Origin of the sequence: Streptomyces sp. AC512_CC834 (assembly GCF_019049325.1) — a bacterium.
GTDB lineage: Bacteria > Actinomycetota > Actinomycetes > Streptomycetales > Streptomycetaceae > Streptomyces.
Window position 1 is genome coordinate 295,750 of record NZ_JAGMUO010000097.1, and the last position, 23,885, is coordinate 319,634.

Here is a 23,885-nt window from a genome sequence, read left to right on the forward strand (position 1 = left end):
GGAGGCGACGGAGCGATGTGCCGATGGCTCGCCTATTCGGGGACACCCGTACTCCTGGAGTCCCTGCTCTACCAGCCCGAGCACTCGCTCATCGACCAGAGCCTGCACGCCCGCATGGGCGTCGAGACGACGAACGGGGACGGCTTCGGCGTCGGCTGGTTCGGGCCGGAGATGACGACACCGGCGATCGTCCGGGAGGTCGGTCCCGCCTGGAGCAACCGCAACCTGCGGGAGATCGCGAGCCATGTCCGTTCGCCCCTGTTCTTCGCGCACATACGGGCCTCGACGGGCAGCGCGGTGCAGCAGACCAACTGCCACCCGTTCCGCCACGGCCGTTGGATGTGGATGCACAACGGCGCGATCGCCGAGTTCCACCGGCTGCGCCGGGATCTCGCCCTGGCCGTCGATCCGCGGCTCTTCCTCGACATCGAGGGATCGACGGACTCGGAGATGATGTTCTACCTGGCGCTCACGCTCGGCCTGGAGGACGACCCTCCCGCGGCCGTGTCCCGGATGGCGGGGCTTGTGGAGGAGATCGGCCACGAGCACGGCGTGGAGTCCCCGCTGCAGATGACCGTTGCCGTGACCGACGGACGGCGGCTGTGGGCCTTCCGCTACTCCAGCCAGGCACAGTCGCGCTCGCTCTACTACAGCAGCCGGGTGGAGAGCCTGCGCGCGCTGCACCCCGGGCTGCCCTTCCTGAAGGAGGCGTCCGACAGCACCCGCCTGATCGTGTCGGAACCCCTGGGTGACCTGCCCGGCGTCTGGAACAAGGTGCCCGAGAGCAGCTACGGGGTCGTCCAGCCGGAGGGCGACGAGCTGCTTCCCTTCGTACCCCGCGCTCCGTGACCCCATTGACACGGGCGAGGAAAGATCACACAATCGGTGCCATGACCACATACCGGTTCGGCACCACGGCGGAGTGTCCCCGCGTGCCCGAACGAACCGGCTGTGAGCGTTCCGGCCTTTAACGGCCTTCTTCGCACCGACCGCCCGACGCCTGTCGCGTCGTAGCCCGTCGGCATTCTCTCCGGTCCACGGCCCGGAGCACCCGTAGCACGTTCGTTTCCCCGGCCTCCCGGCGGTGCTCTCGCGCCACCCCCCGGGCCGGATTTCACGCGCACAGTCATTGAGGAGGACTCCCATGTCCGTCACGGCCGTCGGCCCGAGCACCGTCCTGCGCGAAGCGCGCATCCCGGAGGACGGAATGTACGAGGGCCGGCGCACGCTGCGCCGACTGCCCGAGGGAGCGGAGGAACGGCCCTACGAGCTCTTCGAGGTCGTTCCGCAGGCCCGCACGATCGGCGCCGAGATCCGGGGCGCCGACCTCACGCGCCCGCTCACTCCCGCGCTGCGCGAGGAGTTGAACCGGGCCCTGCTGGAGTGGAAGGTGCTGTTCTTCCGCGCCCAGCACCTCACCTCCGGGCAGCAGCGCGACTTCGCGGGCCACTGGGGCGCGCTGGAGACCAACCCGCTGCTCGCCGCCGGTTCCAGCGACGACGTCGTCCGGTTCGACAAGGGCGCCGGGGCCGCACCGACGTACGAGAACGTGTGGCACACCGACGTCACCTTCCGTGAGCGGCCCGCGCTCGGTGCGGTGCTCCAGCTCCGCGAGGTGCCGCCGTTCGGCGGGGACACGATGTGGGCGGACATGTCGGCCGCCTACGACAACCTGCCCCAGGAGGTGAAGGACCGCATCGACGGCGCCCGGGCCGTGCACGACTTCATCCCGGGCTTCGCGCGGTTCTACGGGTCCGAGCGGCTGCTGCCGCACCAGGACCTCTTCCCGCCCGTGGAACACCCCGTCGTGCGCACGCACCCGGAGACGGGCCGGCGCATGCTGTTCGTCAACACGTCCTTCACCACCCACATCACCGGCATGGACCGGGACGAGAGCGACCGGCTGCTGCGTTTCCTCTTCCAGCAGGCGCACGTGCCCGAGTACCAGGTGCGCTTTCGCTGGCAGCCCGGCGACATCGCCTTCTGGGACAACCGCGCCACCCAGCACTACGCCGTGGGCGACTACGGATCCGAGCGGCGGGTCGCCGAACGCGTCGCCATCGAGGGGGACCGCCCCTTCTGATCGCGGGTCCGCGCGAGCCGGAGGCGGCGATCCGCCTCCGGCTCCGGGCACGCTAGGCCTCCGGCTCCTCGATCGCCGCCGGGCGCTGCTGGGCGGCGCGGACGCGGGCGACGTCGAGCTTCTCGCCGCGGTCGAAGCGGTAGATGCCGTTCTGCTCCTGGAAGACGTCGGTCAACTGGGTGTAGCAGTAGCCGAACATATCCCGGTCCCCGAGCAGCACTCCGGTCAGGCCGCTGAACCGCTCGTGGAACTCGTCCTCGTCGCGGACGCGTTCGCCGTAGCCCCAGGACTCGGTGCGGTCCTCGCCCGACTGGGCGGCCGCCGCCTCCGGATCCCACCAGATGCCGCCGAACTCGCTGACGAAGTACGGCTGGCCGCGGTACGGCTGCGAGTACGGGGCACCGTTCTCGTAGGCGTTGACGAAGGGCGCGTCCTTGGCGAGGCCGGACATCAACTGCCGGAAGGCGGCCGGGTCCTGCTCGTAGCTGTGGGAGTCGTAGATGTCGGTCTCGGCGACCCGGTGGGCGTAGCCGGACGCGTCGACGACCGGTCGGGTGGTGTCCATGGCCTTGGTGGCCAGGAACATCGCGCGAGTCACGTCGTCGAGCTGCGTGACGCGGTCGTGCAGCTTCTGGTAGGTCTCGTTGAGCGGGCACCAGCCGATGATCGAGGGGTGCGAGTAGTCGCGCTCCAGCGCCTCCAGCCACTGGGCGACGTAGGAGGCGTCCGGCTTCTGGTTGTCGCCCGAGGAGCCGCCGGTCTCGCAGCCCCAGTCACCGAACTCGCCCCAGACCAGGTAGCCGAGGCGGTCGGCGTGGTACAGGAAGCGCTCCTCGAAGACCTTCTGGTGCAGGCGGGCGCCGTTGAAGCCGGCCGCCATGCCCAGCTCGATGTCCCTCACCAGCGCCTCGTCGGTCGGGGCGGTCATCAGCCCGTCCGGGTACCAGCCCTGGTCGAGGACGAGACGCTGGAAGAGCGGGCGCCCGTTGAGCAGGACTGCCTTGCCGCGCAGCCCCACGGCGCGCAGACCGGCGTAGCTCTCGGCGCTGTCGACCACCTGCCCGGCGGCGTCGAGGAGTTCGAGGCGCAGGTCGTACAGGTGGGGGTCGTCCGGGCCCCACTCGCGGCGCCGGCCGTCCGGCACCGGCAGGTGCAGGCGCGGGGCGAGGTCGAGGTCGGCGCGGGCCTCGGCGCGGCTCACCTCGCTGTCGGCGTCGCTGAGGACGGCGCGCACCCGGTGTCCGGGCCGGTTGCCGGACAGGGGCAGTTCGAGGTGGAAGGCGGAGCCGGCCAGGTCGGGGGTGATGCGGGGGCGGCGCAGGTGTGTCTGGGGGACGGGCTCCAGCCAGACGGTCTGCCAGATGCCGGTGACCCGGGTGTAGTTGCAGTCGTGGTTGGCGTACTCGATCGCCTGCTTGCCGCGGGCCTGCGGGCCGGACTTGGGGTCGCGGGCCCGGACCGTGACGACGACCTCCTCCCCCGCCCCGGCGACGTCGCCGAGGTCGGCGGTGAAGGGGGTGAAGCCGCCGCGGTGCCGGGCGACCTCCCTGCCGTCGGCCCACACGGTGGTGTCGTGGTCGACGGCGCCGAAGTGCAGCAGTACGCGGCGTCCGGCCCAGGCCGCCGGCAGGGCGACGGAGCGCCGGTACCAGACGGCCTCCAGGAAGTCGGTGTCGCCGATGCCGGACAGCTCCGACTCGGGCGGGAAGGGTACGAGGATCTCCTCGCGCAGCTCACGGTCGGGCAGGCCGCGTTCGAGGCCGCTGTCCCCCTGGTCGGTCTCGAACTGCCAGGCGCCGTTCAGGTTGAGCCAGTCGCGGCGCACGAACTGCGGTCGCGGGTACTCCGGGCGCGGTACGGAGTGAGTGGGCACACATGCTCCAGTCGATCGGTGGGCCGGCGCGGGCGCCGGACCCGGGTGTACGGCTGTGGGGGCGTGGTTCAGGAACCGCCGAGGCCGGTGGTGGCGACGGAGTTGACGATGCGGCGCTGGAAGAGGAGGAACACCACGATCAGTGGCAGCGCCGCCAGCAGGGCGGAGGCCATGGACTGCGCGTACTGGATGCCGTAGGCGTCCTTCACGGTGGCCAGGCCCACCGGGAGGGTCATCAGGTCGGCGTCGTTGGTGACGATGAACGGCCACATGAAGTTGTTCCAGGCGCCGATGAAGACGAAGATCGCCACCGCGGCCACGATCGGCCGCGACAGCGGCAGCACGATCGACCGGAAGACCCGGAACTCGGAGGCTCCGTCGATCCGGGCCGCCTCCTCCAGTTCCTTGGGGATGCCGTCGAAGAACCGCTTGAGGATGAACACCATCATCGGCGCGACGACCTGGGGCAGGATGACCGCCGCGTAGGTGTCGACCAGGTTGAACAGGATCATCTGGTCGAACAGCGGCACGACGAGCAGTTGCGGCGGAATCATGATGGCGGCGACGGTGACGCCGAGCAGTGCCCGGCGGCCGCGGAAGGTGCCGCGCGAGAAGCCGTACGCCGCGAGGGTGGAGACCACGACGGTGATCAGCGTGACCAGGCCGGCGATGAGGAAGCTGTTGAAGGCCCAGACGGTGACGTTCCCGCGTTCCAGGATCTGCTGGTAGGAGTCCAGGGTGAAGGCGCCCTTGAACGGGGACAGCCCGGTGGTGTTGATGTCCTCCTCGCTCTGGACGGAGGTGATGACCGCCCACAGGAACGGCAGCAGCCAGACGACCGCGAGGACGACGAGCGTCGTTCCGGCCAGCACGCGGGGCAGGCGGCCGTGGCCGAGGAGCAGCGGGGAACCGGCCGCTTCGCGGGGTGGGCGGCGCCGGGTACGGAGGGTGGTGGCGGTTGCGGACACGGTCAGTCCTCCCGGCGGAAGAGGCGGAGCTGCACGAGCGAGACGACGACGATCAGGGCGAAGAAGAGATACGAGATGGCGGAGGCGTAGCCGAGGCGGTAGCCGGTGAAGCCGACGTCGTAGACGTACTCGAGGACGGGTCGGGTCGAGCCGTTGGGGCCGCCCTTGGTGAGGATGTAGATCTGGTCGAACACCTTGAGGGAGGCCAGGACCTGGAGCATGGCCACCAGACCGGTGGTCCTGCGCAGTTGCGGCAGGGTGATGGACCACAGGCGGCGCCAGGCGCCGGCCCCGTCGAGTGCCGCCGCCTCGTCGAAGGTCGTGGGCAGGGACTGGAGCGCCGCGAGGTAGAGCAGGAAGTTGAAGCCGACCGTCCACCAGACGGTGAGGGCGGCGACGGACCACATGGCGACGGACTCGTCGGACAGCCAGCCGACCGGTGCCATGCCGAGGGTGTCGAGAAGCTGGTTGCCCAGGCCCAGTTCCGGCTGGTAGAGCCAGGTCCAGATCATGGTCACGACGGTGACGGGCAGCAGGTAGGGGGCGAAGAACGCCAGTCGCCACGCCCACTGTCCGGCGAGCCCGCTGTGCACCAGCAGCGCCATGGCGAGCGCGACCAGCACCAGCGGCACGCTGGAGATGACGGTGAAGAAGACGGTGTTGCCGAGGCTGCTCCACACGTCGGGATCGCCGAGGGCCTCGGTGTAGTTGTCGAAGCCGACGAAGTTGGTGTCGCGCAGGGCGAGCGAGCTGTCGGTGAGGCTCATCCAGAGCCCCTGCACGATCGGCCACACCATGAAGAGGCCGAAGACGAGCAGGAACGGCAGGACGAACACGAGCCCGTTGCCGGTCCGTATCCGGCCGAGGACGGCACGGCGGCCGCCCGGGGGAACAGCGGGCGCTTCGGTCTGCTCCTCGGCGCCGAGAGGTGCGGTGGTGGTCACGTCGGTCACTCCTTCAGCTCGTCAGGCCACCGGGTTGGGCTGCCGCAGCAGCGTGTCCGCCTCGTGGACCATCTGCCGTACCGCCTTCTCGGGGGTGGTGTTGCCCAGCAGCGCCGACTGGAGCGGCTGGCACATCCGGTTCTGGAAGTTCGAACCGGCGCCGGCGAACCAGTTGGGCGGGTCGAGCACCGCCACCTTCGCGGCGTCGGCGTAGGAGGACTGCGGGTCGAGGGCCGCGTACTTCGGGTCCGCGAGGACGGGCTGGTACGCGGGGATGTGACCGGCGCTCGCCCAGGTGAGGCTCTGTTTGAGTATCGCGGCGACATACCGGTGGGCCTCGCGGCGCCGGGCCGGGTCGGGGCTGTTCTGGTGCGGAAGGACCAGGCTGTGGCTGTCGGTGTAGACGGCCGGCTGTTCGAAGACCTGCGGGAAGGGCGCGGCGCCCAGGTCGATGCCGGACTCCTTCAGCGTCGGCAGCTCCCACTCGCCGAGCATCGCCATGCCGCCGCGGCCGCTGGTGAAGGCGGCCAGCGCACCGTTGTAGTCAAGGTTGTTGGGGTTTGTCCTGCCGTCGAAGAGTCGCGTCATGAGGGTCACCACGCGTACGGCGGCGTCGATGTCGATCTCCGGAGGGCCGCCGTCCGGCAGGGTGAACTCGGCGCCTGTCTGCGCGTAGAGGCCGGCGAACAGGCGCCAGTTCTGTGCCGTGTCGGTGACGTGGCCGAACAGGATGCCCGCCTCCCCGGTCGCCTCGGCGAGGGCCTTGCCCGCCTCGAGCAGGGCCTCGGGCGAACCCATGGGGGCCAGTTCGCCGGAGGGGTCCAGGAGCCCGGCCTTCTCCGCGGCCTTCTTGTCGTAGAACACGATGAACGGGTGGACGTCCAGCGGGATCGCGTAGACGGTCCCCTCGTGCTGGGTGCGCGACCACACGGCCGGGGTGAAGTCCTTGCTGCTCACGCCGTACTCGGCGAGCACGTCCAGGTCGAAGGCGTCCACCAGGCCGCCGGGCGCGTAGCCCGCCAGCCGGGACAGGTGCATGGCGGCCACGTCGGAGGCCCGGCCGCCTGCCGCGGACATGGCGAGCTTGGTGTAGTACGACGGACCCCAGTCCATGATCGTGCGGTCGATGTCGAAGCCCTTGGCCCCGCCGGCGCCCTTGGACACGGCCTCGATCATGTCGTCCATGAGTTTGCCGTCGCCGCCCTGGAACAGGTCCCAGACGCTGAGCGCGGACGCTCCGGAGGCCGAGGCCGGTGAGGCGCAGCCGGACAGCGGGCCCGCGGCGAGCAGGGCTCCCGCCCCGGCCATGGCGTGACGCAGCAGCCGGCGACGGCTGGGGCGGCGGACCGGGTCGGACACGGTCGGCACCCCCTGGGCAGGCAAACGGGAACTCATCGCGGACCTTTCGACGGCCGGAGCTCATGCGGTGGCTAGTTTTTACATCGATGTACATTGGCTGTAAAGAGCTGAGCGGAAGTGGAGCGGAAGTGGACCTGCGCCGAAGCCGCCCGCCGCACCGGGACATAGACTCGGGCAGCGCGAAAGAGGCAGGGAGGTCTCGGTGGCACGGCCCAGGATCAAGGACGTCGCACGTCACGCGGGCGTTTCGGAGAAGACGGTGTCCAATGTCATCAACGACTACACCCACGTCTCCGACCGGACCAGGCAGGTGGTGCGCGAGGCCATCGAACAGCTCGGCTACCGGGTGAACCTGGCCGGCCGTCATCTGCGCAAGGGCAGAACCGGCATCATCGCGCTCGTCGTCCCGGAACTGGACATACCGTACTTCGCGGAGCTGGCCCGCCATGTGATCCGCGAGGCCGAGCAGTGTTCCCTGACCGTCCTGATCCATCAGTCCGGCGCGGACCGCGCCCACGAGCTGGCGGCGCTGGCCGGGTTCGGCTCCACCTTCGTGGACGGGATCATCCTCAGTCCGCTCGCCCTGACCGCCGACGACCTGCGCGACCGCACGGGCTTCCCGCCCACCGTGCTGCTCGGGGAGCTGCTGGAGGAGGGCGCCGACCATGTGGCCATCGACAACGAGAGTGCCGCGCGCGAGGCGACCCGTCATCTGATCGCGCTCGGGCGCCGTGCCGTCCTCGCCGTCGGCGGGCGCGACGACTCGGGTCTGGGGACGGCCGAGGCCCGCACCCGGGGCTATCGTGCCGCCCTGGCGGAGGCGGGCATCGCCTACGATCCGGCGGCCCTGCTGCCGGTCGGCTCCTTCCGGATGCCCGACGGCGCGCGGGCCGTGGCGCGGGCACTGCGGGAGGGCGCGCGGCCGGACGCGCTGCTCTGCCTCAACGACCAGTTGGCGCTGGGTGCGTTGCGCGCCCTGCACGAGCACGGGGTCAAAGTGCCCGACGACGTCGCCGTCATCGGGTTCGACGACGTGGAGGGCGGGCGGTTCAGCGTGCCGACGCTGAGCACGGTGGCGCCCGACAAGGCGGCGGTGGCCAAGGTCGCCGTCCAACTGCTCCAGCACCGCATCGAGGAGGCGACGGCACCGGACGGTGTGCCGGACGGGGCCACGCCGCGGGTGCAGGCGCCCCAGGACCGCATCGTGGCCCACCGGCTCGTCCTGAGGGAGAGCACGGAGGGCCACGGGGGACGCTGAGGCGCCCGCCGCGTACCGGTCGGTCTCGGTGGGTGGGGGTCAGTTCGTGTAGACCTCGGCGCGGTCGACGCTCACGAAGGACGCCCCGGACTGGGAGTTGTGCTCCCCCGTCACCCGGATTCGCAGGGTGTGACCGCCGTTCGCGAGCCGTGGGCTGAGGTACTGCACCGCCTCACCGACGCGGATCGAGTTGTGGAAGTCCACCCGCTGCTCGGGGCCGCCGTCGACGCTGACGGCCGCGTAGCCGTTGCCGGTGTCCTTGACGGAGAGCAGCGCGATCCGGGTGCCCGTGAAGGAGAAGGTGGCCGTGGCTCCCGCCCGGTCGCTCCAGTGGTCGTCGCCCCAGAAGCACTGCGTGGCGCAGCCCGTGCCGGAGTTCCAGTCGCCGGTGTAGGTGACACCGCCGGGGCCGCTGGAGCGCCCGTCGTCGTTGATCCAGTAGTTGCCGGAACCGGGGTCGCCGGAGGGCAGGTCCTGGGTGGCGCCCATCGCCAGGGGGCGTCCGAAGTCGGGGCTGCCGTCGGCCCGCCAGGTGAACTTCTGCGCCCTGGTGGTGCGGTTGCTGTAGGTGTTCACCGACGTGGTCTTGGCGTGGTAGACGATCCAGTCCTCGGTGCCGTCCGGGGACTGGAAGAAGGCGTGGTGGCCGGGCCCGAACACGCCGCGGTCGTCGGCCCGGGAGAACACCGCGCCCTGGTGCTGCCGCCAGTTCCCCGGCACCAGCGGGTCGGCGTTCAGCGGCATCGACATCATCCAGACCTGGTAGTCCGGCTTGCCCGTGTCGCAGGTGGAGTACGTCATCCAGACCCGCCCGTTGCGATACAGGAACTCCGGTCCCTCCCGCACCTCGGGGCATCCGCCGGCGGCGTTGATCGCGACCGCGTCGCCGGAGACGGTGTACGGGTTGGACATCGGGGCGATGTTGATCCCGTTGTGCTGGTACTGGTTGATGCCGCTGTAGGCGAGGTAGAGCCGCCCGCCGAGCTGGAGGATGCCCGCGTCGATGGCGAAGTCGTCCACGTGGTTGGGCGGGGCGAGCTTGGCCTTGAAGTGGTACGGGCCGGTGGGGTCGTCGCGCTCCGACTCCAGGACGTACAGGCGGTGGTGGTCGTCGACGCCGTCGTCGGCCGTGTAGTACAGGTACCAGCGGTCGCCGAAGCGGTAGAACTCCGGGGCCCAGATGTTGCGGTTGCGGGACGGGTCGGTGTCCGTCCACACCGTGACCGGGTCCGCGGTCGCCAGGGTGCCCAGGGACGGGGAGCGCCACATCTTGATGCTGCCGCCCTGGGTGGTGGTGAGGTAGTAGTCGCCCTTCCAGTGCGTCATGAAGGGGTCGGGCCCGCTGTTGAGCGGGTTGCGGAAGGTGCCGGCCGCCGCGGCCTCGGCACGGGGTTCAAGAGCGGACGGCGCCGCGGCGGCCGGTGCGGTGAACGCGGGCAGGAGGCCCACGACGAGCCCGAGAAGGGCGGCGACCAGCAGGCCGAGGCGCGCACGGGGACGGTGTGAGGGGCTGGGAGGCACGGAGGGTCCTTTCCGCAGCATCTTTTACATCGATGTAATGGCGGGGCGTCAGGTTAGGGAGGCTCCAGCGGGCTGTCAACAGGGCCAGAAATGGTATTCCATTTGCCGCAGACCCCTTGACGGTGCGGTTTGGCGAAAACTACGTTCTGTTCACCGGAAAGCCGCTTCCGCTTTGTGGAACCCTCCAACTCCCCGCACCTGATCCCAGGAGTCCCGTATGACTGCCCTGGAAGACCGCCGCTCGTCCGCGCAGACCAGTGACACCGCCACCAGCTCCGGCCTCTACACGTACGACCTGGCCCCGACGAAGCGGGAGGGGCGCCGCCGGGGCGCCTACAACGTCTTCACGCTCTGGGCCAACGACGTGCACAGCCTGGGCAATTACGCGTTCGCCATCGGACTGTTCGCCCTCGGGCTGAACGTGTGGGGCATCCTCGCCGCCTTCGCGCTCGCCTCGGTCCTGCTCTTCCTGCTGCTGACGCTGTCCGGATTCATGGGCCACAAGACGGGCGTCCCGTTCCCGGTCATGAGCCGCATCGCGTTCGGCATCAGGGGGGCGAAGATTCCGGCCGCCGTCCGCGGCGCCGTGGCCATCGCCTGGTTTGGTATCCAGACCTATCTGGCGTCCGCCGTGCTCAGTGCCCTCCTGGTGGCCATGTTCCCCGGCCTGGCCCGGCTGGACACGAACTCCCTGCTCGGGCAGTCGACGCTGGGCTGGATCACCTTCCTGGCGCTGTGGGCCCTCCAGGTGCTCATCGTCAGCTACGGAATGCGGATGATCCGCCGCTACATGGCGTTCGCGGCGCCCACCACCCTGCTCACGATGTGCGCCCTCGCGGTGTGGATGTTCGTCCGGGCGGACGGCTCCGTCTCCGTGTCCGTCGACGAGCCGCTCACCGGCGGCGCGATGTGGCTCCAGGTGCTGCAGGCCGCCGCCCTGTGGGTGGTGATCTACGGGACGTTCGTCCTGAACTTCTGCGACTTCACCCGGTCCGCGCGCAGCCGCGGCTCCATCGTCCGCGGGAACGTGATCGGCATCCCGGTGAACATGCTCTTCTTCGCCGGCATCGTGGCGGTCCTCAGCGGCGCACAGTTCACGCTCGACGGACAGGTCATCACCAGCCCGACGGACATCGTCAGGACCATCCCGAACATGTTCCTGCTGGCCGTCGCCTCGCTGTGCCTGATCGCCCTCACGGTGGCGGTGAACCTGCTGGCCAACTTCGTCGCGCCGATCTACGCCCTGGTCGACCTGTTCCCGCACCGGCTCGACTTCCGCCGTGCCGGTCTGGTGAGCGCGGTCCTGGGCCTGGTGATCACGCCCTGGAACCTCTACAACAGCCCGGTCGTCGTCAACTACTTCCTCGGCGGGCTCGGCGCGCTGCTCGGCCCCCTGTTCGGCGTGATCATGGCGGACTACTGGCTGCTGCGCAGGTCCCGGGTGAACGTGCCGGCGCTCTACACCGAGGACGCGGGCGCCGAGTACCACTACCGGCGCGGCTACAACCCGCGGGCCGTCGGCGCCTTCGTCCCGAGCGCCGCGGTCGCCGTCGTCGTCGCCCTGGTTCCCTTCTTCCACGCCGCGGCCGGGTTCTCCTGGTTCGTCGGCGCGGTCATCGCGGCCGCGCTGTACGCGCTGATCGCCGACCGTGCCTCGCCGCTGCGCGACGTGGACGGCGAGTCCATCGCCGTCGCCGCGGAGTAGCTCCGCGGCCGTCGCGCAACACCCCACCCGAGCGGAAGGCCCACGCCCACCCATGCGCATCCTCGTGGTCAACGTCAACACCACCCGGTCCATCACCGACGCGATCGGCAAGCAGGCGGCGGGCGCCGCCCTGCCGGGCACCGAGATCGTGCCGCTGACACCGGCCTTCGGCGCGGAGTCCGTCGAGGGCAACTACGAGAGCTACCTCGCCGCGGTCGCCGTCATGGAGACCGTCCGCGCCCACCCGGAGCCCTTCGACGCGGTGATCCAGGCCGGATACGGCGAACACGGCCGGGAGGGGCTCCAGGAACTGCTCGACGTGCCCGTCGTCGACATCACGGAAGCGGCGGCGAGCACCGCGCAGTTCCTGGGCCGCCGCTACTCCGTGGTCACCACCCTCGACCGTACGGTCCCCCTCGTCGAGGAGCGGCTGGAGGTGGCCGGGCTGAGCGCCAGGTGCGCCTCGGTGCGGGCCAGCGGGCTCGCCGTACTCGACCTGGAGCGGGACGAGCGGGCCGCCGTGGACGCCATCACCGAGCAGGCCGCCCGCGCGGTCGAGGAGGACCGGGCCGAGGTGATCTGCCTGGGCTGCGGAGGCATGGCCGGTCTCGCCGAACGCGTGGTGGAGCGTACCGGCGTGCCGGTGGTGGACGGGGTCGCCGCCGCGGTGGCCGTCGCGGAGTCCCTGGTCAGGCTCGGTCTGTCCACGTCCAAGGTGCGCACCTACGCCCGTCCGCGCCCCAAGCGGATCGTCAACTGGCCTCCGCGCACCGGCTGATCGCCTCCCGCGCCTCCCGCGCCCCGGCCGGCCGCCGGCCGCGGGGTATTCTGACGGGCCGCCCGAGGGCCGCTGTGCACGGTGCGGTCGGCGTGGCTCGGAACGGGAAGACGACGAAGGACGGCGATGGCTGCGTCAGAGGGCTTCATGCCCGAGTCCGAGCGGGTCACGCGGCAGTTGCGGGACGAGATCATCGACGGTGTGCGAGGCCCGGGCAGCCGGCTGGTCGAACGGGACCTGGCCGAGGCCCTCGGGGTGAGCCGGCTCCCCGTGCGGGAGGCCCTCAGGACGCTGGTGTCCGAGGGTCTGGTGACGCCGAGACCACGGACCTGGGCGGTGGTACGGGAGTTCACCACGAGCGACATCGCCGACCTGGACGAGGTCCGCTCGGGCCTGGAAACCCTGGGGTTCCGGCTCGCCGCCGGGCGGCACACGCGGGAGGGTCTCGACCGGCTCCGCGCGACGGTGGACGCCGAACTCGAGGCGGCCCGCGCGGACGACGCGGTACGGGCCCGCCGGGCGGCCGCCGACTTCCACCAGACGGTCATCTCCCTGGCCGCGAACGAGTTGCTCAACGAACTCGAACGGGTCCTGCGCAGCCGGCTGCGCTGGCTCATGGGCCAGCACGACGACCTGCTGGCCGTCGCTCTCGAACACGAGGCCCTCTACCAGGCCATCGCGGCCCGCGACGTGGAGCGCGTCCAGGCGCTGGTCCTCCGTCACCTGGCGACGAGCCGCAGCGCGGCCCTGGACCACCACGCGAGGAAGCGGCCCTAGCGTGGCCGCGCCCGGTGGCTCCTCGCGAAACGCGACGGCGGAATCCCGAACGTACGCGCGAAGGCGGCGGTGAACGCGGCCGGTGATCGTGGTGCTGCGGCGGCGCCCGCCGCGCATCCCCGACCGCGCCCACGCCTGGACGTACGTCGCGCTGCTCGGTGCGGTGACGGTGGCGATGGTGCTCTGAGGACCCACGGTCCCACGGCTTGCCAGGTGTCGACCGCGAAGTGCGCGGTCATGCCGTCACCGAGGCCCGCCCATGGCCTCACGGTCGTCCCGGGCCGGCAGGAACGCGGCGATCCGCACCAGGGACCGGTCCGCGGGGGCGCCGGCGACTGAGGGACGTAGGACGGCGAACAGGGGGCATACGGATGGCCCGAGATCCTCCCCCACCCACCCACCCACGGGAGTCCCCCTGTGACGCCGAGCCCGCGTACCGCCCGCGCCTGCCGTGCCGCCGCCGCGCTCCTTGTCGCCTCCGCCGGATACGCGGCCACCCACCATCCCTGGCTCGCCGTGCCCGGCCTGTACGCCGCCGCGGTGTTCGCCTGGTGTGCCGCCCGTGAGAGCGCGTTGCACCGGCGAAGTCTCGTCCTGGCCCAGCGCGCCGTGCACGGCCCGGAGTGCACCCGCCCCGCCGCCGCCCGCGTCCCCCTCCTGGGCGACGACTGCTGCGAGCAGTGGTGGACGTCCCTCGGCGCACGGCACGACGCGTCCTGCCGTCACCGCTCCGGCGCCCCGGACGAGGATCGCGCGCACCCGGCCCAGCAGTAGGCCCTCGGGCGGCGTGTTCCACCTCACCGTCCACGTGCCGGACAGGATCGGCCCCACCCGCGCCCCGTCCCGGTAGGGTGACCGGTGCAGATGGTTCGCCCCGTCAGCCAGGCGGGACGCGTCGCAAGAGGGAACCCGGTGGGAATCCGGGACTGCCCCGCAGCGGTGAGTGGGAACGACCGCCGTCATACGCACTGGGTCCGGCGACAAGGACCTGGGAAGCGACGGCCAGTAGGTGTCCTGAGCGACACAGGACAGGCCCGCGAGTCCGAAGACCTGCCAACTGCCCGTGCGCGAGCCACTCGTGCGCGGACATCCCGGTGACCTCGAGGGCGGGTCGGCGAACACACCAGGCGGACGGCGCGCCGTGCCACGCGCGTTCCCACCGCCCGGTCCGCCGCCCTTCGCACCCTCGTCCCGTTTCCGGGATCCCAGGGATTCGTCTCGCGAAGGAGATCTCCGTGACCCGTACGTCCGCCGCCGCACACGCCACCGTGTACGGCTACCCGCGCCAGGGCCCGAACCGGGAGTTGAAGAAGGCGATCGAGGGCTACTGGAGGGGCCGCGTCGACGCCGACGCCCTCCACTCCACCGCCGGGGAGCTGCGCCGCGCCACCTGGCGGCAACTGGCCGCGGCCGGCCTCGACGAGGTGCCCACCGGTGACTTCTCGCACTACGACCATGTGCTGGACACCACCGTCATGGTCGGCGCCGTCCCGGAACGCCACCGGGACGCGGTGGCCGCCGACGCGCTCGACGGCTATTTCGCCATGGCGCGGGGCACGCAGGACGTCGCACCGCTGGAGATGACCAAGTGGTTCGACACCAACTATCACTACCTGGTGCCCGAGTTGGGCCCGGACACGGAGTTCACGGCGGACTCGGGCAAGCAGGTCGCGGAACTGCGGGAGGCCCTCGCCCTCGGACTGACGGCACGCCCCGTCCTGGTCGGGCCCGTCACCTACCTGCTGCTGGCCAAGCCCGCGCCCGGCGTCCCCGCCGGCTTCGAACCCCTCACGCTCCTCGACCGCCTGCTGCCCGTCTACGCGGAGGTCCTCGCCGACCTGCGCGCGGCCGGCGCCGAGTGGGTGCAACTCGACGAGCCCGCGCTGGTCCAGGACCGCACCCCGGCCGAACTGAACGCCGTCGCGCGCGCCTACCGTGAGCTGGGCGCCCGTACGGACCGTCCGAAGCTGCTCGTCGCCTCCTACTTCGGCCACCTGGGCGAGGCCCTGCCCGTGCTGGCCAAGGCGCCGGTCGAGGGTCTGGCGCTGGACTTCACCGAGGCCGGTGCGGCCACCCTGGACGGCCTCGCCGCGGTCGGCGGGCTGCCCGGAAAGCGGCTGGTCGCCGGCGTGGTCAACGGCCGCAACATCTGGGTCAACGACCTGTCCCGGTCCCTGAGTACACTCGGCACCCTGCTGGGCCTGGCCGACCGCGTGGACGTGTCCGCCTCCTGCTCGCTCCTGCACGTCCCCCTGGACACGGCCGCGGAGCGGGACGTCGAGCCGCAGATCCTGCGCTGGCTCGCCTTCGCCCGGCAGAAGCTGGCGGAGACCGTGACCCTCGCCCGGGGCCTGGCCCGGGGCACCGGTGCCGTCACCGCCGAACTCGCCGCGAACCGCGCCGACCTGGCCTCCCGCGTCAACTCCCCCATCACCGGGGACCCGGCCGTCCGCGCCCGCACCGCCGCCGTCACGGAGGCCGACGCCCGCCGCTCCCAGCCGTACGCCGAGCGCTCCGCGGCCCAGCGCGCCCATCTGCGGCTGCCACCGCTGCCGACGACCACCATCGGCTCCTTCCCGCAGACCGGTGAACTGCGCACCGCCCGCGCCGACCTGCGGGCGGGCCGCATCGGCACGGAGGACTACGAGGAGCGGATCAGGGCGGAGATCCGGGAGGTCGTCGCCTTCCAGGAGAAGACCGGCCTGGACGTCCTGGTGCACGGGGAGCCCGAACGCAACGACATGGTCCAGTACTTCGCCGAGCGGCTGACCGGCTACCTGGCCACCCAGCACGGCTGGGTGCAGTCCTACGGGACCCGTTACGTACGACCGCCGGTCCTGGCCGGAGACATCTCCCGCCCCGAGCCGATGACGACGCGCTGGACGGCGTACGCCCAGTCCCTCACCGACCGCCCGGTCAAGGGGATGCTCACCGGCCCCGTCACCATGCTCGCCTGGTCCTTCGTCCGCGACGACCAGCCTCTCGCGGACACCGCGCGCCAGGTGGCCCTGGCCCTGCGGGACGAGGTGAACGACCTGGAGGCGGCGGGCACTTCGGTCGTCCAGGTCGACGAGCCCGCGCTGCGCGAGACCCTGCCGCTGCGCGAGGCCGACCGGGCCGCCTACCTGGCCTGGGCCACCGAGGCGTTCCGGCTCAGCACCGGCGGCGTGCGGCCCGACACCCAGATCCACACCCACATGTGCTACGCCGAGTTCGGTGACATCGTGCGGGCCATCGACGACCTCGACGCGGACGTCATCAGTCTGGAGGCCGCCCGCTCGCACATGCAGGTGGCCCGCGAACTGGCCGCCTCCGGCTACCCGCGCGAGGCCGGACCGGGCGTGTACGACATCCACTCGCCGCGCGTGCCGAGCGCCGAGGAGGCGGCGGAGCTGCTGCGCACCGGTCTGCGGGCGATCCCCGCGGAGCGGCTGTGGGTCAACCCGGACTGCGGTCTGAAGACCCGGGGCTGGCCCGAGATCCGCGCCTCGCTGGAGAACCTGGTCGCCGCCGCCCACGCCGTCCGCGGTGAGCTGTCCGGTTCCTGAGCGGGCGGCGGTGAGCCGGGCCGGGGCACCTCGCGTGTCCCGGCCCGGCCCGGCTCCGCCCGGCTCGGCTCGGTCGGAGTCAGGGGGTCAGGACCTGCTCTGGTGACCCTGCGGACCACCTTCTACTCGCGTGCCGCGGTCACCTCCGGCATCGAGCGGGCCGCCCAGGCCGCCGGGTACGCGGTGCGCACCGCGATCACCGTCTCGCTCGGCACCTTCGCCATCGGGACCGCCCTGTCCCGGCTCACCGACCAGGGCGTCGGCGGCGTCATCCTGTCGGTGCCGCTGATCAACGGCAGCGCCGGCCTGGGGCGGCCGCCTCCCGGAGCCGTCGCGCGTCGTAGGCGTGTCCCCTGCGCCCCACAGACCGCGACGGGCCCCCTCGGCCCGGGTTCCGTGGCTGTTCAGTCGACGACCGCGGTGGCCTCGACCTCGATCAGGTGCTCGGGCACGTCCAGTGCCGCGACGCCCAGCAGGGTGGCCGGCGCGGCCGGGGTCACCCCCAGCCTGGCCGCCGCCCGGGCGATGCCCTCCAGCAGCAGGGGCATCTTGTCGGGACTCCAGTCGACGACGTGGACGTTCAGTTTCGCCACGTCGCCGAAGGAGGCACCGGCCGCGGCCAGGGCGGTGCCGACGTTGAGGTAGCACTGCTCGGCCTGCGCGGCCAGATCGCCTTCGCCGACGGTGACGCCGTCGGCGTCCCAGGCGACCTGCCCGGCGATGAAGACCAGTTTCGATCCGGCCGCGATCGACACCTGCCGGTAGACGTCGATCTCCGGCAGCCCGCCGGGGTTCACCAGGGTGATGGCCATGTCTTCTGTCTCCTTGCCCATGTGCTCTCTTGTGGTTACTCGGGAACCGTAGGAGAGTGTCCGCTGACATGGAAGAACGCACTTTTCAGTGACTGGGGAACCCGATGGTGACCAAGCAGTTCACAGGCTCGCCCGACGACGCGGACCTGAGGCGCGCGGACTCCCTGGCACGGGAGATCTTCTCGGACGTCGCCAACAAGTGGGCGCTGCTGATCATCGAGGCGCTGGGTGACGGCACCCTGCGCTTCAGCGAGCTGCGCGACGAGATCGAGGGCATCAGCCACAAGATGCTCACGCAGAACCTGCGCATGCTGGAGCGCAACGGGCTGGTGGACCGGTGTGTGCACCCCACCGTGCCGCCGCGGGTCGAGTACACCCTCACGGAGCCGGGCCGGGGGCTGCGCAGGACGACGCAGCACATGTGCGACTGGACGCATCAGTACCTGGGTCACATCGAGGCCTCCCGCAGCCGCTTCGGCGCCTGACGCGCGGCGGGTGGACACGTTCGGCTCGGCGGGCGGGGGGTCAGTCGCGCCGGCGCTCGGGACCGCGGAAGACGGCCAGCCGCAGGACAGCGAAGCGTACGACGGTGACGGCGACCGACGTGGCGGCGAGGACCGCGGTCTCGGCGGCGGGCGAGGCCCCGGGCCGCTCGTGCCTGAACCACAGCACGGCGCCGGAGGTGACCAGGTAGCCGAGCAGGAAGAGAGCACCCGCGCCCAGGTGGGCGCGGGCCGGTTTCGTGGCGGCGTGCCGGAACGTCAGCCGCCGGTTCGCCTCGGTGTTGAGCACCGTCAGCACGAGGAGGGAGACCAGGTTGGCGACGGCCGGCGGCCACCACAGACGCAGTCCCCAGTACAGCAGCGCCTGCCCGACGGTCGAGACGCCGCCGATCGCGACGAACCAGCCGACCTCCCGCGACCACATCCGGCGCCTCGGGACGTCAGGACGGAGCGGTCCGCGGGGCTCGGCGACCGACGCGCCCTTCAGCCGAGCCACCTCTCCACTCCCCCGCTCGTCCGACATTGCTGTTCGACATCCGGCCGACAACTCCCTGGCGGCGCAGCCTACTACGGCACCACACAACACTTTGCCTCTTCTTTGCCCTTGGGGAACCCTGTGGTACCCGGGCGCGTTCATCCTGATGACCGCGGGATAATCGCGGCCGGGACAGACCTGTAAGCAGCAACAGAAGCCGAGGTGGCACGAGTGGCGATGTGGGACAAGATCAAGGACCAGGCCAAGACCTTCCAGCAGTCCCAGGGCACTCGGGGAGCGAGCGGATCCGGGCAGGGATCGCACGGACCGGCGGGGACCGGCAGGTCGGGCCCGTCCTCCGGCGGCTCCAAGGCCCAGGTGATCGGGATGTTCAAGTCCCAGCTCGCGTCCGCCAAGGCCGAACTCAAGAGCGGGTCCTACCGGGACGCCAGCATGGCCATGTGCGCGCTGGTCGCCGCCGCGGACGGGCAGGTGGAACCGGCGGAGCGGCAGCGCGTGGAGGAGCTGATCGTGTCCAACGAGGTGCTGCAGAACTTCCCGGCGGACCAGCTCCGCCAGCGGTTCAACCAGCATGTGGACCGGCTCCTGAGCAACTTCGAGCAGGGCAGGAGCGAGGCCCTCCAGGTGATCGCCAAGGCCGCGAAGAAGCCCGCGGAGGCCCGTGCGGTCGTTCAGACCGGCATGGTCGTCGCCGGCGCCGACGGGACCTTCGAGCAGTCCGAGCAGTACGCGATCCGTGAGGCCTGCACCGCGCTCAACATCTCGCCCTCGGAGTTCGGCGTCTGATCGCCCGTCAGCCCCGGCGCCGGTGCGCCGCGACTCGCTCCCGGGTCGCGCAGCGACGTGAGCAGTAGCGGCGCTCCGGACCGCTGCCCTGGGCGATGAAGGCGTTCCGGCAGCGGCCGGACGCGCAGAGCCTGCCGGGCGGGCGCTGGCGGTCCCACACCAGGACCACCAGCGCCATGCAGGACGAGGCGAGGAACCATTGCGGCCACGGCGCGTCGTCGTCGTGGTCGAGATGGGGGTGCCACGGAGCGCTGCCCTCGTGGGAGGTCAGGCGGAGCCGTCCCGTGTGCGCGCCGAGGAGACGGTTCAGGACGTGGGCGGCGGCGTCGGCCGAGTCCGCCGCGAACACCTCCCGCAGCAGGGCGGCGGCCCCGCGCATCCCGTCCACGTCACGTGAGGTCAGCTCGAGGGGGCCCTTCTCGCCGTAGGCACGCAGCACTTCGGCGACCGCCCGGGGGTCGGGGTCGTCCCCGGCGAGCGCGTTGACGAGCGCCGCGGTGCGCCGGGCGGTGGTCAGCACGGAGTGCCTGGTGGACCAGTCGTCGTCGAGAGGAGAGGACACCGGCCGAATGTAACGCATGTTGCGGACTTTTGAGTTACTTCCGTAACGTCTTGTCGGTGCCAAAGGGTTACTCCATACGGTCCTACCTGGCCGGGGCGGTGGCGGCGCGCTCCGGGGACGAGATGTCGGGGCCGGCGCTGCTGCTGGCCGGCCTCGCGCTCACCGGATCGACCACGGACGCGTCGTCGCTGCTCGCGGGCATCACGATCTCCGCGGCGATCGGCGGACCGGTGCTCGGGGCGCTCCTCGACAGGGCGGCGCGGCCGGGCCGCCTCCTGGCCGGCGCACTCGCGCTGTACGCGGCGGGGCTCGGCGCGATCCTCGTCGCGCTCGGCCGACTCCCGGTAGCCTGCACCGTCCTGCTCGCGGCGCTCACGGGGCTGTTGGGCCCGGCGCTGTCGGGCGGCTGGACCGCCCAGCTTCCCCGGGTGGCGACGGACGGACACCTGCCCAGGGCCAACGCGCTGGACGCGATGACCTTCAGCGCGGCGAGCCTGGCCGGTCCCGCGCTGGCCGGCGTCGTGGCCCAGACGCTGGGGGCCTCCACGGCGGTCGTGGTCTCCGCGGCCCTGGTCGCCACGGCTGTGCCCGCGGCGTGGCGGTTGCCGTCGCGCTCCGGCGCGGCCCGTGACGCACGGCCGACCCCGGCGGCCGGCGCCCTCGGCGCCGGATTCCGCGTCATCCGCCGGCGTCCGCTTCTCGCCCGGGCGACACTCACCTCGGTCGTCTCCTGTGCCGCCCAGGGCATGCTGGCGGCCTGCGTCCCGCTCCTGGGCGCGCGGGTTCTCGGCGCGGCCGGGCGCGGCGCCCTGCTGTTCTCCTGTGCGGCGGCCTCCGCCCTGGCGGCCAACGCCGTACTCGCGCGACGTCCGCGCTCCGTCACCCCGGACACGATCGTCCGGGCCGGCGCCCTGGTCCAGGCGGCCGCGTTGGCCCTGGCGGCGACGGCTCGGCCCGCCACGCTCGTCGTGGCCGCGCTCGTCCTCGGCATCGGGGAAGGCCCCCAGCTCACCGCCCTCTTCGCGGTCCGTCACCGGGAGGCCCCGGACCACCTGCGCGGCCGGATCTTCACCACCGGGGCCAGCCTCAAGATCACCGCGTTCGCCCTGGGAGTCGCCGTCGGCGGTCCGCTCGCCACCTGGTCCCTGCCGGGCGCCCTGACGATGGCGGCGGGCACGGCGGCAGGCGCGGCGTTCGTGGGCCCGTTGAGCTTCCGAACCCTTGCCGGGTGACTGGGCGAGCAGTCGGGAAAGCGTTTGACGGCCGTCCGCGGCGAAGGGTCGGATGAGGTCCATGAGTTCAGGGCAGACGCATTCGGGACCGTTCCCCCTCGACGACCGTCTCGTACGGCGGCTGGTCGACGGGCAGTTCCCGCAGTGGACGGGGCTGCCCGTCGAGCGCTTTCCGTCCGGCGGCACGGTCAACGCGATGTTCCGGCTCGGCGACGCCATGGTCGTGCGGCTGCCGCTGGTCGAGGGCGGCGTCGAGGACGTGACGACGGAGCGGGAGTGGCTCCCCCGGCTGTCGCCCCTGCTGCCCGCCGCCGTCCCCGAGGTGCTCGGGGCCGGTGCGCCCGCCGAGGGCTGTCCGTGGCCCTGGTCGGTGTACCGGTGGCTGCCCGGGGAGACCCCCGAGGCCGGAGCGCTGACCGATCCCGTAGGGCTGGCGACGGATCTGGCCGGGTTCGTGGCGGCGATGCGGAGCGTCACCCTGCCGGGAGCGCCGAAGGCGTATCGCGGCGGTCCGCTCGCCACGCTCGACGAGGCGACGCGGGCGGCGCTCGACGCACTGCGCGGCCTTCCCGAGGAGGGTGTCGACTGCGACGCTCTGGCCGCCGTGTGGCAGGACGCGCTGCGGGCCCCGGCCCCGGACAAACCGCCCGTCTGGCTGCACGCCGACCTGATGCCGGGCAACCTGCTGGTGGACGGCGGCGGCAGGCTGTCCGCGGTGATCGACTTCGGCTGCACGGGGGTGGGCGATCCGGCCTGCGATCTCTTCCCGGCGTGGAATCTGCTGCCGGCCGGCGCGAGGGAGGTCTTCCGCGAGGCGCTCGGCGTGGACGAGGCGACCTGGCGGCGCGGCCGGGGCCGCACTCTCTCCCAGGCGCTGATCGCACTGCCGTACTACCGGAAGACCAACCCCGCGATGGCAGGCAACGCCCGCCACGTGATCCGGGCGGTGCTGGCCGAGACGGACGGCCGGGGCGCGGCCGGGGCCGGCTAGGGCGCGGCTAGGGCGCGATCCCCACCCCGTCGATCCTGCTCCACGCGCGCTCCTGGGCGGCGGTCATCGCGGGCCAGCCGAGTCCGCCCGGCCGGGGCCGCACCCGTGAGGCGTACGGGGAGGGGTGGAATCCGGGATCGTAGAAGCAGCCGCTGCCGTAGGTGGCGTCGAAGGCGTCGCAGGAGGCCGCGACGGAACGCGGGCTCGGCTTGCGGCCGGTGCGCACCCATGTGTCCAGCGCGGTGATGGAGTTGGCGTACTCGGAGTCGCTCAGCGTGCTGTGCTCGGTCTCCTTCGTGAACGTCTGGACGAGGTTGCCGCCCCGCCCGGCGCCTCGGAGTGTGGCGCGGTAGGCCGCCTCGTGCTCCACGAACGCCGTCGGGTCGTCGATGGCGTGCAGGGTGAGGACGGGGAGGGAGACCCTGCCGGTGAGGTCGCTGTCGTAGGACAGGTCACGACGTGCGGTGGGGTCGGCCGAGAAGCGCTCGACGCCCGCGTTGAGCGCCTTGTCGTCGTGTGAACCCGAGTAGCGCACGCCCCGGTTGCTCCACGGGTTCCGCCCGTCGAGCCGGTTCGTCACGATGTCCCGGAAGGTGAAGGTGGCGAAGCGCAGATGTGACTCGAGGGTGCGCTCCGGGATGCGGGTGACGGCGAGGATGTCGTCGAGGTTGCGCTGTTGCAGCGCGGTGCGGTCGGCCGGCTCGGAGGCGTAGCCGGTGCACTCCTGGAGGCGTGCGCGCAGCCCGGCGCTCGTCATCGTGGAGCCGGGGCGCAGCCCCTGCCACAGCGGGTACTGCGGTTCGGTCGGACGCGGATGGTTGTGGCAGTAGTACTGGTAGACCACCCGCAGGTCCACGCGGTAGTCGTAGCCGCGCGAACCGCCGCCGAGGACGCCGTTGGTCAGCAGCACTCCGTCGTAGGCGCCGGGCCGTCTGCCGTAGGTCTCCGCGACCTTGGCGGCGACGTTGCCGCCCCAGGACTGGCCGTGCAGGTAGGTCCGCTCGGGCCGCCCGAACCGGGCGGTGAACAGGCGGCGCACGTTCTCGGTGTCGGCGGCCGCCATGCGGGCTCCGTAGCCGCCGCGCCGGTAGGCGGAGCCGGCCCACGCGTACCCCTGGTCGACCATCACCGCCCAGCGCTGCAGGTCCTCGGTGCTGCGGGCCGGGTCGGAGGAGTCGCCGAGGTCGGGACCGCCGTGGGCGTGGACGACGAGGGAGCCGTTCCAGTCGTTCGGCACGGCCATCGTGTAGTAGGCCCCGTTGGCGTCCTGGCCGGTGTAACACGTGGCCTTCCGGGCCAGGTTGGGCGGGCAGTCGGCGGCCACGGGCTGTTCGGCCGCCTGCGCGGGGGCGGCGGACACATTGCCGAGCGTGCCCAGGAACACGGCGGCGAGGGCGGCCGCCACCACGGCCGGACGGCTTCGGCGGCGCGCCGCCGAGGTGAGCTGCGTGGGAGCGTCGGGTGTGGTCAAGGTGCGGGCTCCTGTACGTGCTGGGTGCCGGCGCGAAATCGCGCTGCGAGCTGGGATGTTAGGAATCCCCCGGAGCCGTGGCCACCCCTTCGATCATTGCGTTCATAGTGTTCCCCCGGCGCCGCGTCGGGGAGCCGGGTGCCGGACCCCGTGCGCGGGCTCCCGCGCGGCCTCTTGACGGCCCATTGGTCTCTACCTATCGTCACCGCCCAGTCGGA

The 23,885-nt window shown here is 71.7% G+C and carries 21 protein-coding genes and 1 riboswitch; of the genes, 12 read left to right on the plus strand and 9 right to left on the minus strand.

What is annotated here, in order from left to right; genetic code table 11:
* Positions 1-15: 15 nt before the first annotated feature.
* Together KUM40_RS28860 and KUM40_RS28865 are read left to right on the plus strand one after the other, a co-directional pair.
* Complete coding sequence (locus KUM40_RS28860; RefSeq protein WP_217169122.1) at positions 16-849, plus strand: class II glutamine amidotransferase; 834 nt, start codon at positions 16-18, stop codon at positions 847-849.
* A gap of 295 nt (positions 850-1,144) precedes the next feature.
* Positions 1,145-2,083: a TauD/TfdA family dioxygenase gene (locus KUM40_RS28865; protein WP_217169123.1), complete on the plus strand. Its 939-nt coding sequence runs from the start codon at positions 1,145-1,147 to the stop codon at positions 2,081-2,083.
* Positions 2,084-2,135: 52 nt separating this feature from the next.
* Here the strand turns inward: KUM40_RS28865 and KUM40_RS28870 are convergent, their stop codons facing one another.
* The 4 genes from KUM40_RS28870 to KUM40_RS28885 all read right to left on the minus strand — a co-directional run bounded on the left by KUM40_RS28870 (position 2,136) and on the right by KUM40_RS28885 (position 7,263).
* Positions 2,136-3,956: a glycoside hydrolase family 2 protein gene (locus KUM40_RS28870; RefSeq protein ID WP_217169124.1), complete on the minus strand. Its 1,821-nt coding sequence runs from the start codon at positions 3,954-3,956 to the stop codon at positions 2,136-2,138.
* Between the two features lie 68 nt (positions 3,957-4,024).
* Positions 4,025-4,924 (minus strand): carbohydrate ABC transporter permease, encoded by a 900-nt coding sequence (locus tag KUM40_RS28875; protein ID WP_217169125.1) that lies wholly within the window; start codon positions 4,922-4,924, stop codon positions 4,025-4,027.
* 2 nt (positions 4,925-4,926) lie between these two features.
* Entirely contained in the window at positions 4,927-5,868 is a 942-nt protein-coding gene (locus tag KUM40_RS28880) for a carbohydrate ABC transporter permease (protein ID WP_217169126.1), read from the minus strand.
* 21 nt (positions 5,869-5,889) lie between these two features.
* A complete protein-coding gene (locus tag KUM40_RS28885) occupies positions 5,890-7,263 on the minus strand; it encodes an extracellular solute-binding protein (protein WP_217169127.1) in 1,374 nt (457 codons plus the stop codon).
* Positions 7,264-7,429: 166 nt separating this feature from the next.
* Here KUM40_RS28885 and KUM40_RS28890 point away from each other — a divergent pair, with 166 nt between their 5' ends.
* Positions 7,430-8,485, plus strand: a complete 1,056-nt coding sequence (locus KUM40_RS28890) for a LacI family DNA-binding transcriptional regulator (RefSeq protein ID WP_217169128.1) — start codon at positions 7,430-7,432, stop codon at positions 8,483-8,485.
* Between the two features lie 39 nt (positions 8,486-8,524).
* Here KUM40_RS28890 and KUM40_RS28895 read toward each other — a convergent pair whose 3' ends face one another.
* Positions 8,525-10,027: a family 43 glycosylhydrolase gene (locus KUM40_RS28895; protein ID WP_374227436.1), complete on the minus strand. Its 1,503-nt coding sequence runs from the start codon at positions 10,025-10,027 to the stop codon at positions 8,525-8,527.
* Positions 10,028-10,223: 196 nt separating this feature from the next.
* On the opposite strand from KUM40_RS28895, the gene KUM40_RS28900 reads away from it, so the two are divergent.
* The 5 genes from KUM40_RS28900 (at position 10,224) to metE (ending at position 16,814) form a co-directional block, all read left to right on the plus strand.
* Complete coding sequence (locus KUM40_RS28900; RefSeq protein ID WP_217169130.1) at positions 10,224-11,711, plus strand: NCS1 family nucleobase:cation symporter-1; 1,488 nt, start codon at positions 10,224-10,226, stop codon at positions 11,709-11,711.
* A gap of 52 nt (positions 11,712-11,763) precedes the next feature.
* Positions 11,764-12,489 carry an aspartate/glutamate racemase family protein gene (locus tag KUM40_RS28905; protein ID WP_217169131.1) on the plus strand — a complete coding sequence of 242 codons (726 nt, stop codon included), beginning with the start codon at positions 11,764-11,766 and terminating at the stop codon, positions 12,487-12,489.
* 126 nt (positions 12,490-12,615) lie between these two features.
* A complete protein-coding gene (locus KUM40_RS28910; protein WP_217169132.1) occupies positions 12,616-13,266 on the plus strand; it encodes a GntR family transcriptional regulator in 651 nt (216 codons plus the stop codon).
* A 417-nt stretch (positions 13,267-13,683) separates the two neighbouring features.
* Positions 13,684-14,040, plus strand: coding sequence for a hypothetical protein (locus KUM40_RS28920; RefSeq protein WP_217169133.1), 357 nt, complete (start codon positions 13,684-13,686; stop codon positions 14,038-14,040).
* Positions 14,041-14,114: 74 nt separating this feature from the next.
* Positions 14,115-14,339, plus strand: a riboswitch (cobalamin riboswitch).
* 162 nt (positions 14,340-14,501) lie between these two features.
* Complete coding sequence (gene metE / locus KUM40_RS28925; protein ID WP_374227437.1) at positions 14,502-16,814, plus strand: 5-methyltetrahydropteroyltriglutamate--homocysteine S-methyltransferase; 2,313 nt, start codon at positions 14,502-14,504, stop codon at positions 16,812-16,814.
* Positions 16,815-17,218: 404 nt separating this feature from the next.
* Here the strand turns inward: metE and KUM40_RS28930 are convergent, their stop codons facing one another.
* The gene (locus KUM40_RS28930) at positions 17,219-17,626 is read right to left on the minus strand and encodes a RidA family protein (protein WP_217169134.1); all 408 of its coding nucleotides are present in this window, start codon (positions 17,624-17,626) and stop codon (positions 17,219-17,221) included.
* Positions 17,627-17,730: 104 nt separating this feature from the next.
* Between KUM40_RS28930 and KUM40_RS28935 the strand changes: the two genes are divergently transcribed.
* Positions 17,731-18,111, plus strand: a complete 381-nt coding sequence (locus KUM40_RS28935) for a helix-turn-helix domain-containing protein (protein ID WP_217169135.1) — start codon at positions 17,731-17,733, stop codon at positions 18,109-18,111.
* A 40-nt stretch (positions 18,112-18,151) separates the two neighbouring features.
* Here the strand turns inward: KUM40_RS28935 and KUM40_RS28940 are convergent, their stop codons facing one another.
* A complete protein-coding gene (locus KUM40_RS28940; protein WP_308401262.1) occupies positions 18,152-18,625 on the minus strand; it encodes a GtrA family protein in 474 nt (157 codons plus the stop codon).
* Between the two features lie 210 nt (positions 18,626-18,835).
* On the opposite strand from KUM40_RS28940, the gene KUM40_RS28945 reads away from it, so the two are divergent.
* Positions 18,836-19,411: a tellurite resistance TerB family protein gene (locus KUM40_RS28945; RefSeq protein ID WP_217169803.1), complete on the plus strand. Its 576-nt coding sequence runs from the start codon at positions 18,836-18,838 to the stop codon at positions 19,409-19,411.
* 7 nt (positions 19,412-19,418) lie between these two features.
* Here KUM40_RS28945 and KUM40_RS28950 read toward each other — a convergent pair whose 3' ends face one another.
* On the minus strand, positions 19,419-19,991 hold the full coding sequence (locus tag KUM40_RS28950) for a CGNR zinc finger domain-containing protein (RefSeq protein ID WP_217169136.1): 573 nt from the start codon (positions 19,989-19,991) through the stop codon (positions 19,419-19,421).
* 38 nt (positions 19,992-20,029) lie between these two features.
* Here KUM40_RS28950 and KUM40_RS28955 point away from each other — a divergent pair, with 38 nt between their 5' ends.
* Positions 20,030-21,205, plus strand: coding sequence for an MFS transporter (locus tag KUM40_RS28955; protein WP_308401263.1), 1,176 nt, complete (start codon positions 20,030-20,032; stop codon positions 21,203-21,205).
* Between the two features lie 61 nt (positions 21,206-21,266).
* On the plus strand, positions 21,267-22,196 hold the full coding sequence (locus KUM40_RS28960) for an aminoglycoside phosphotransferase family protein (protein WP_217169137.1): 930 nt from the start codon (positions 21,267-21,269) through the stop codon (positions 22,194-22,196).
* 7 nt (positions 22,197-22,203) lie between these two features.
* On the opposite strand, the gene KUM40_RS28965 is transcribed toward KUM40_RS28960, so the two are convergent.
* Positions 22,204-23,667 carry a S9 family peptidase gene (locus KUM40_RS28965; protein ID WP_217169138.1) on the minus strand — a complete coding sequence of 488 codons (1,464 nt, stop codon included), beginning with the start codon at positions 23,665-23,667 and terminating at the stop codon, positions 22,204-22,206.
* Positions 23,668-23,885: the final 218 nt, after the last annotated feature.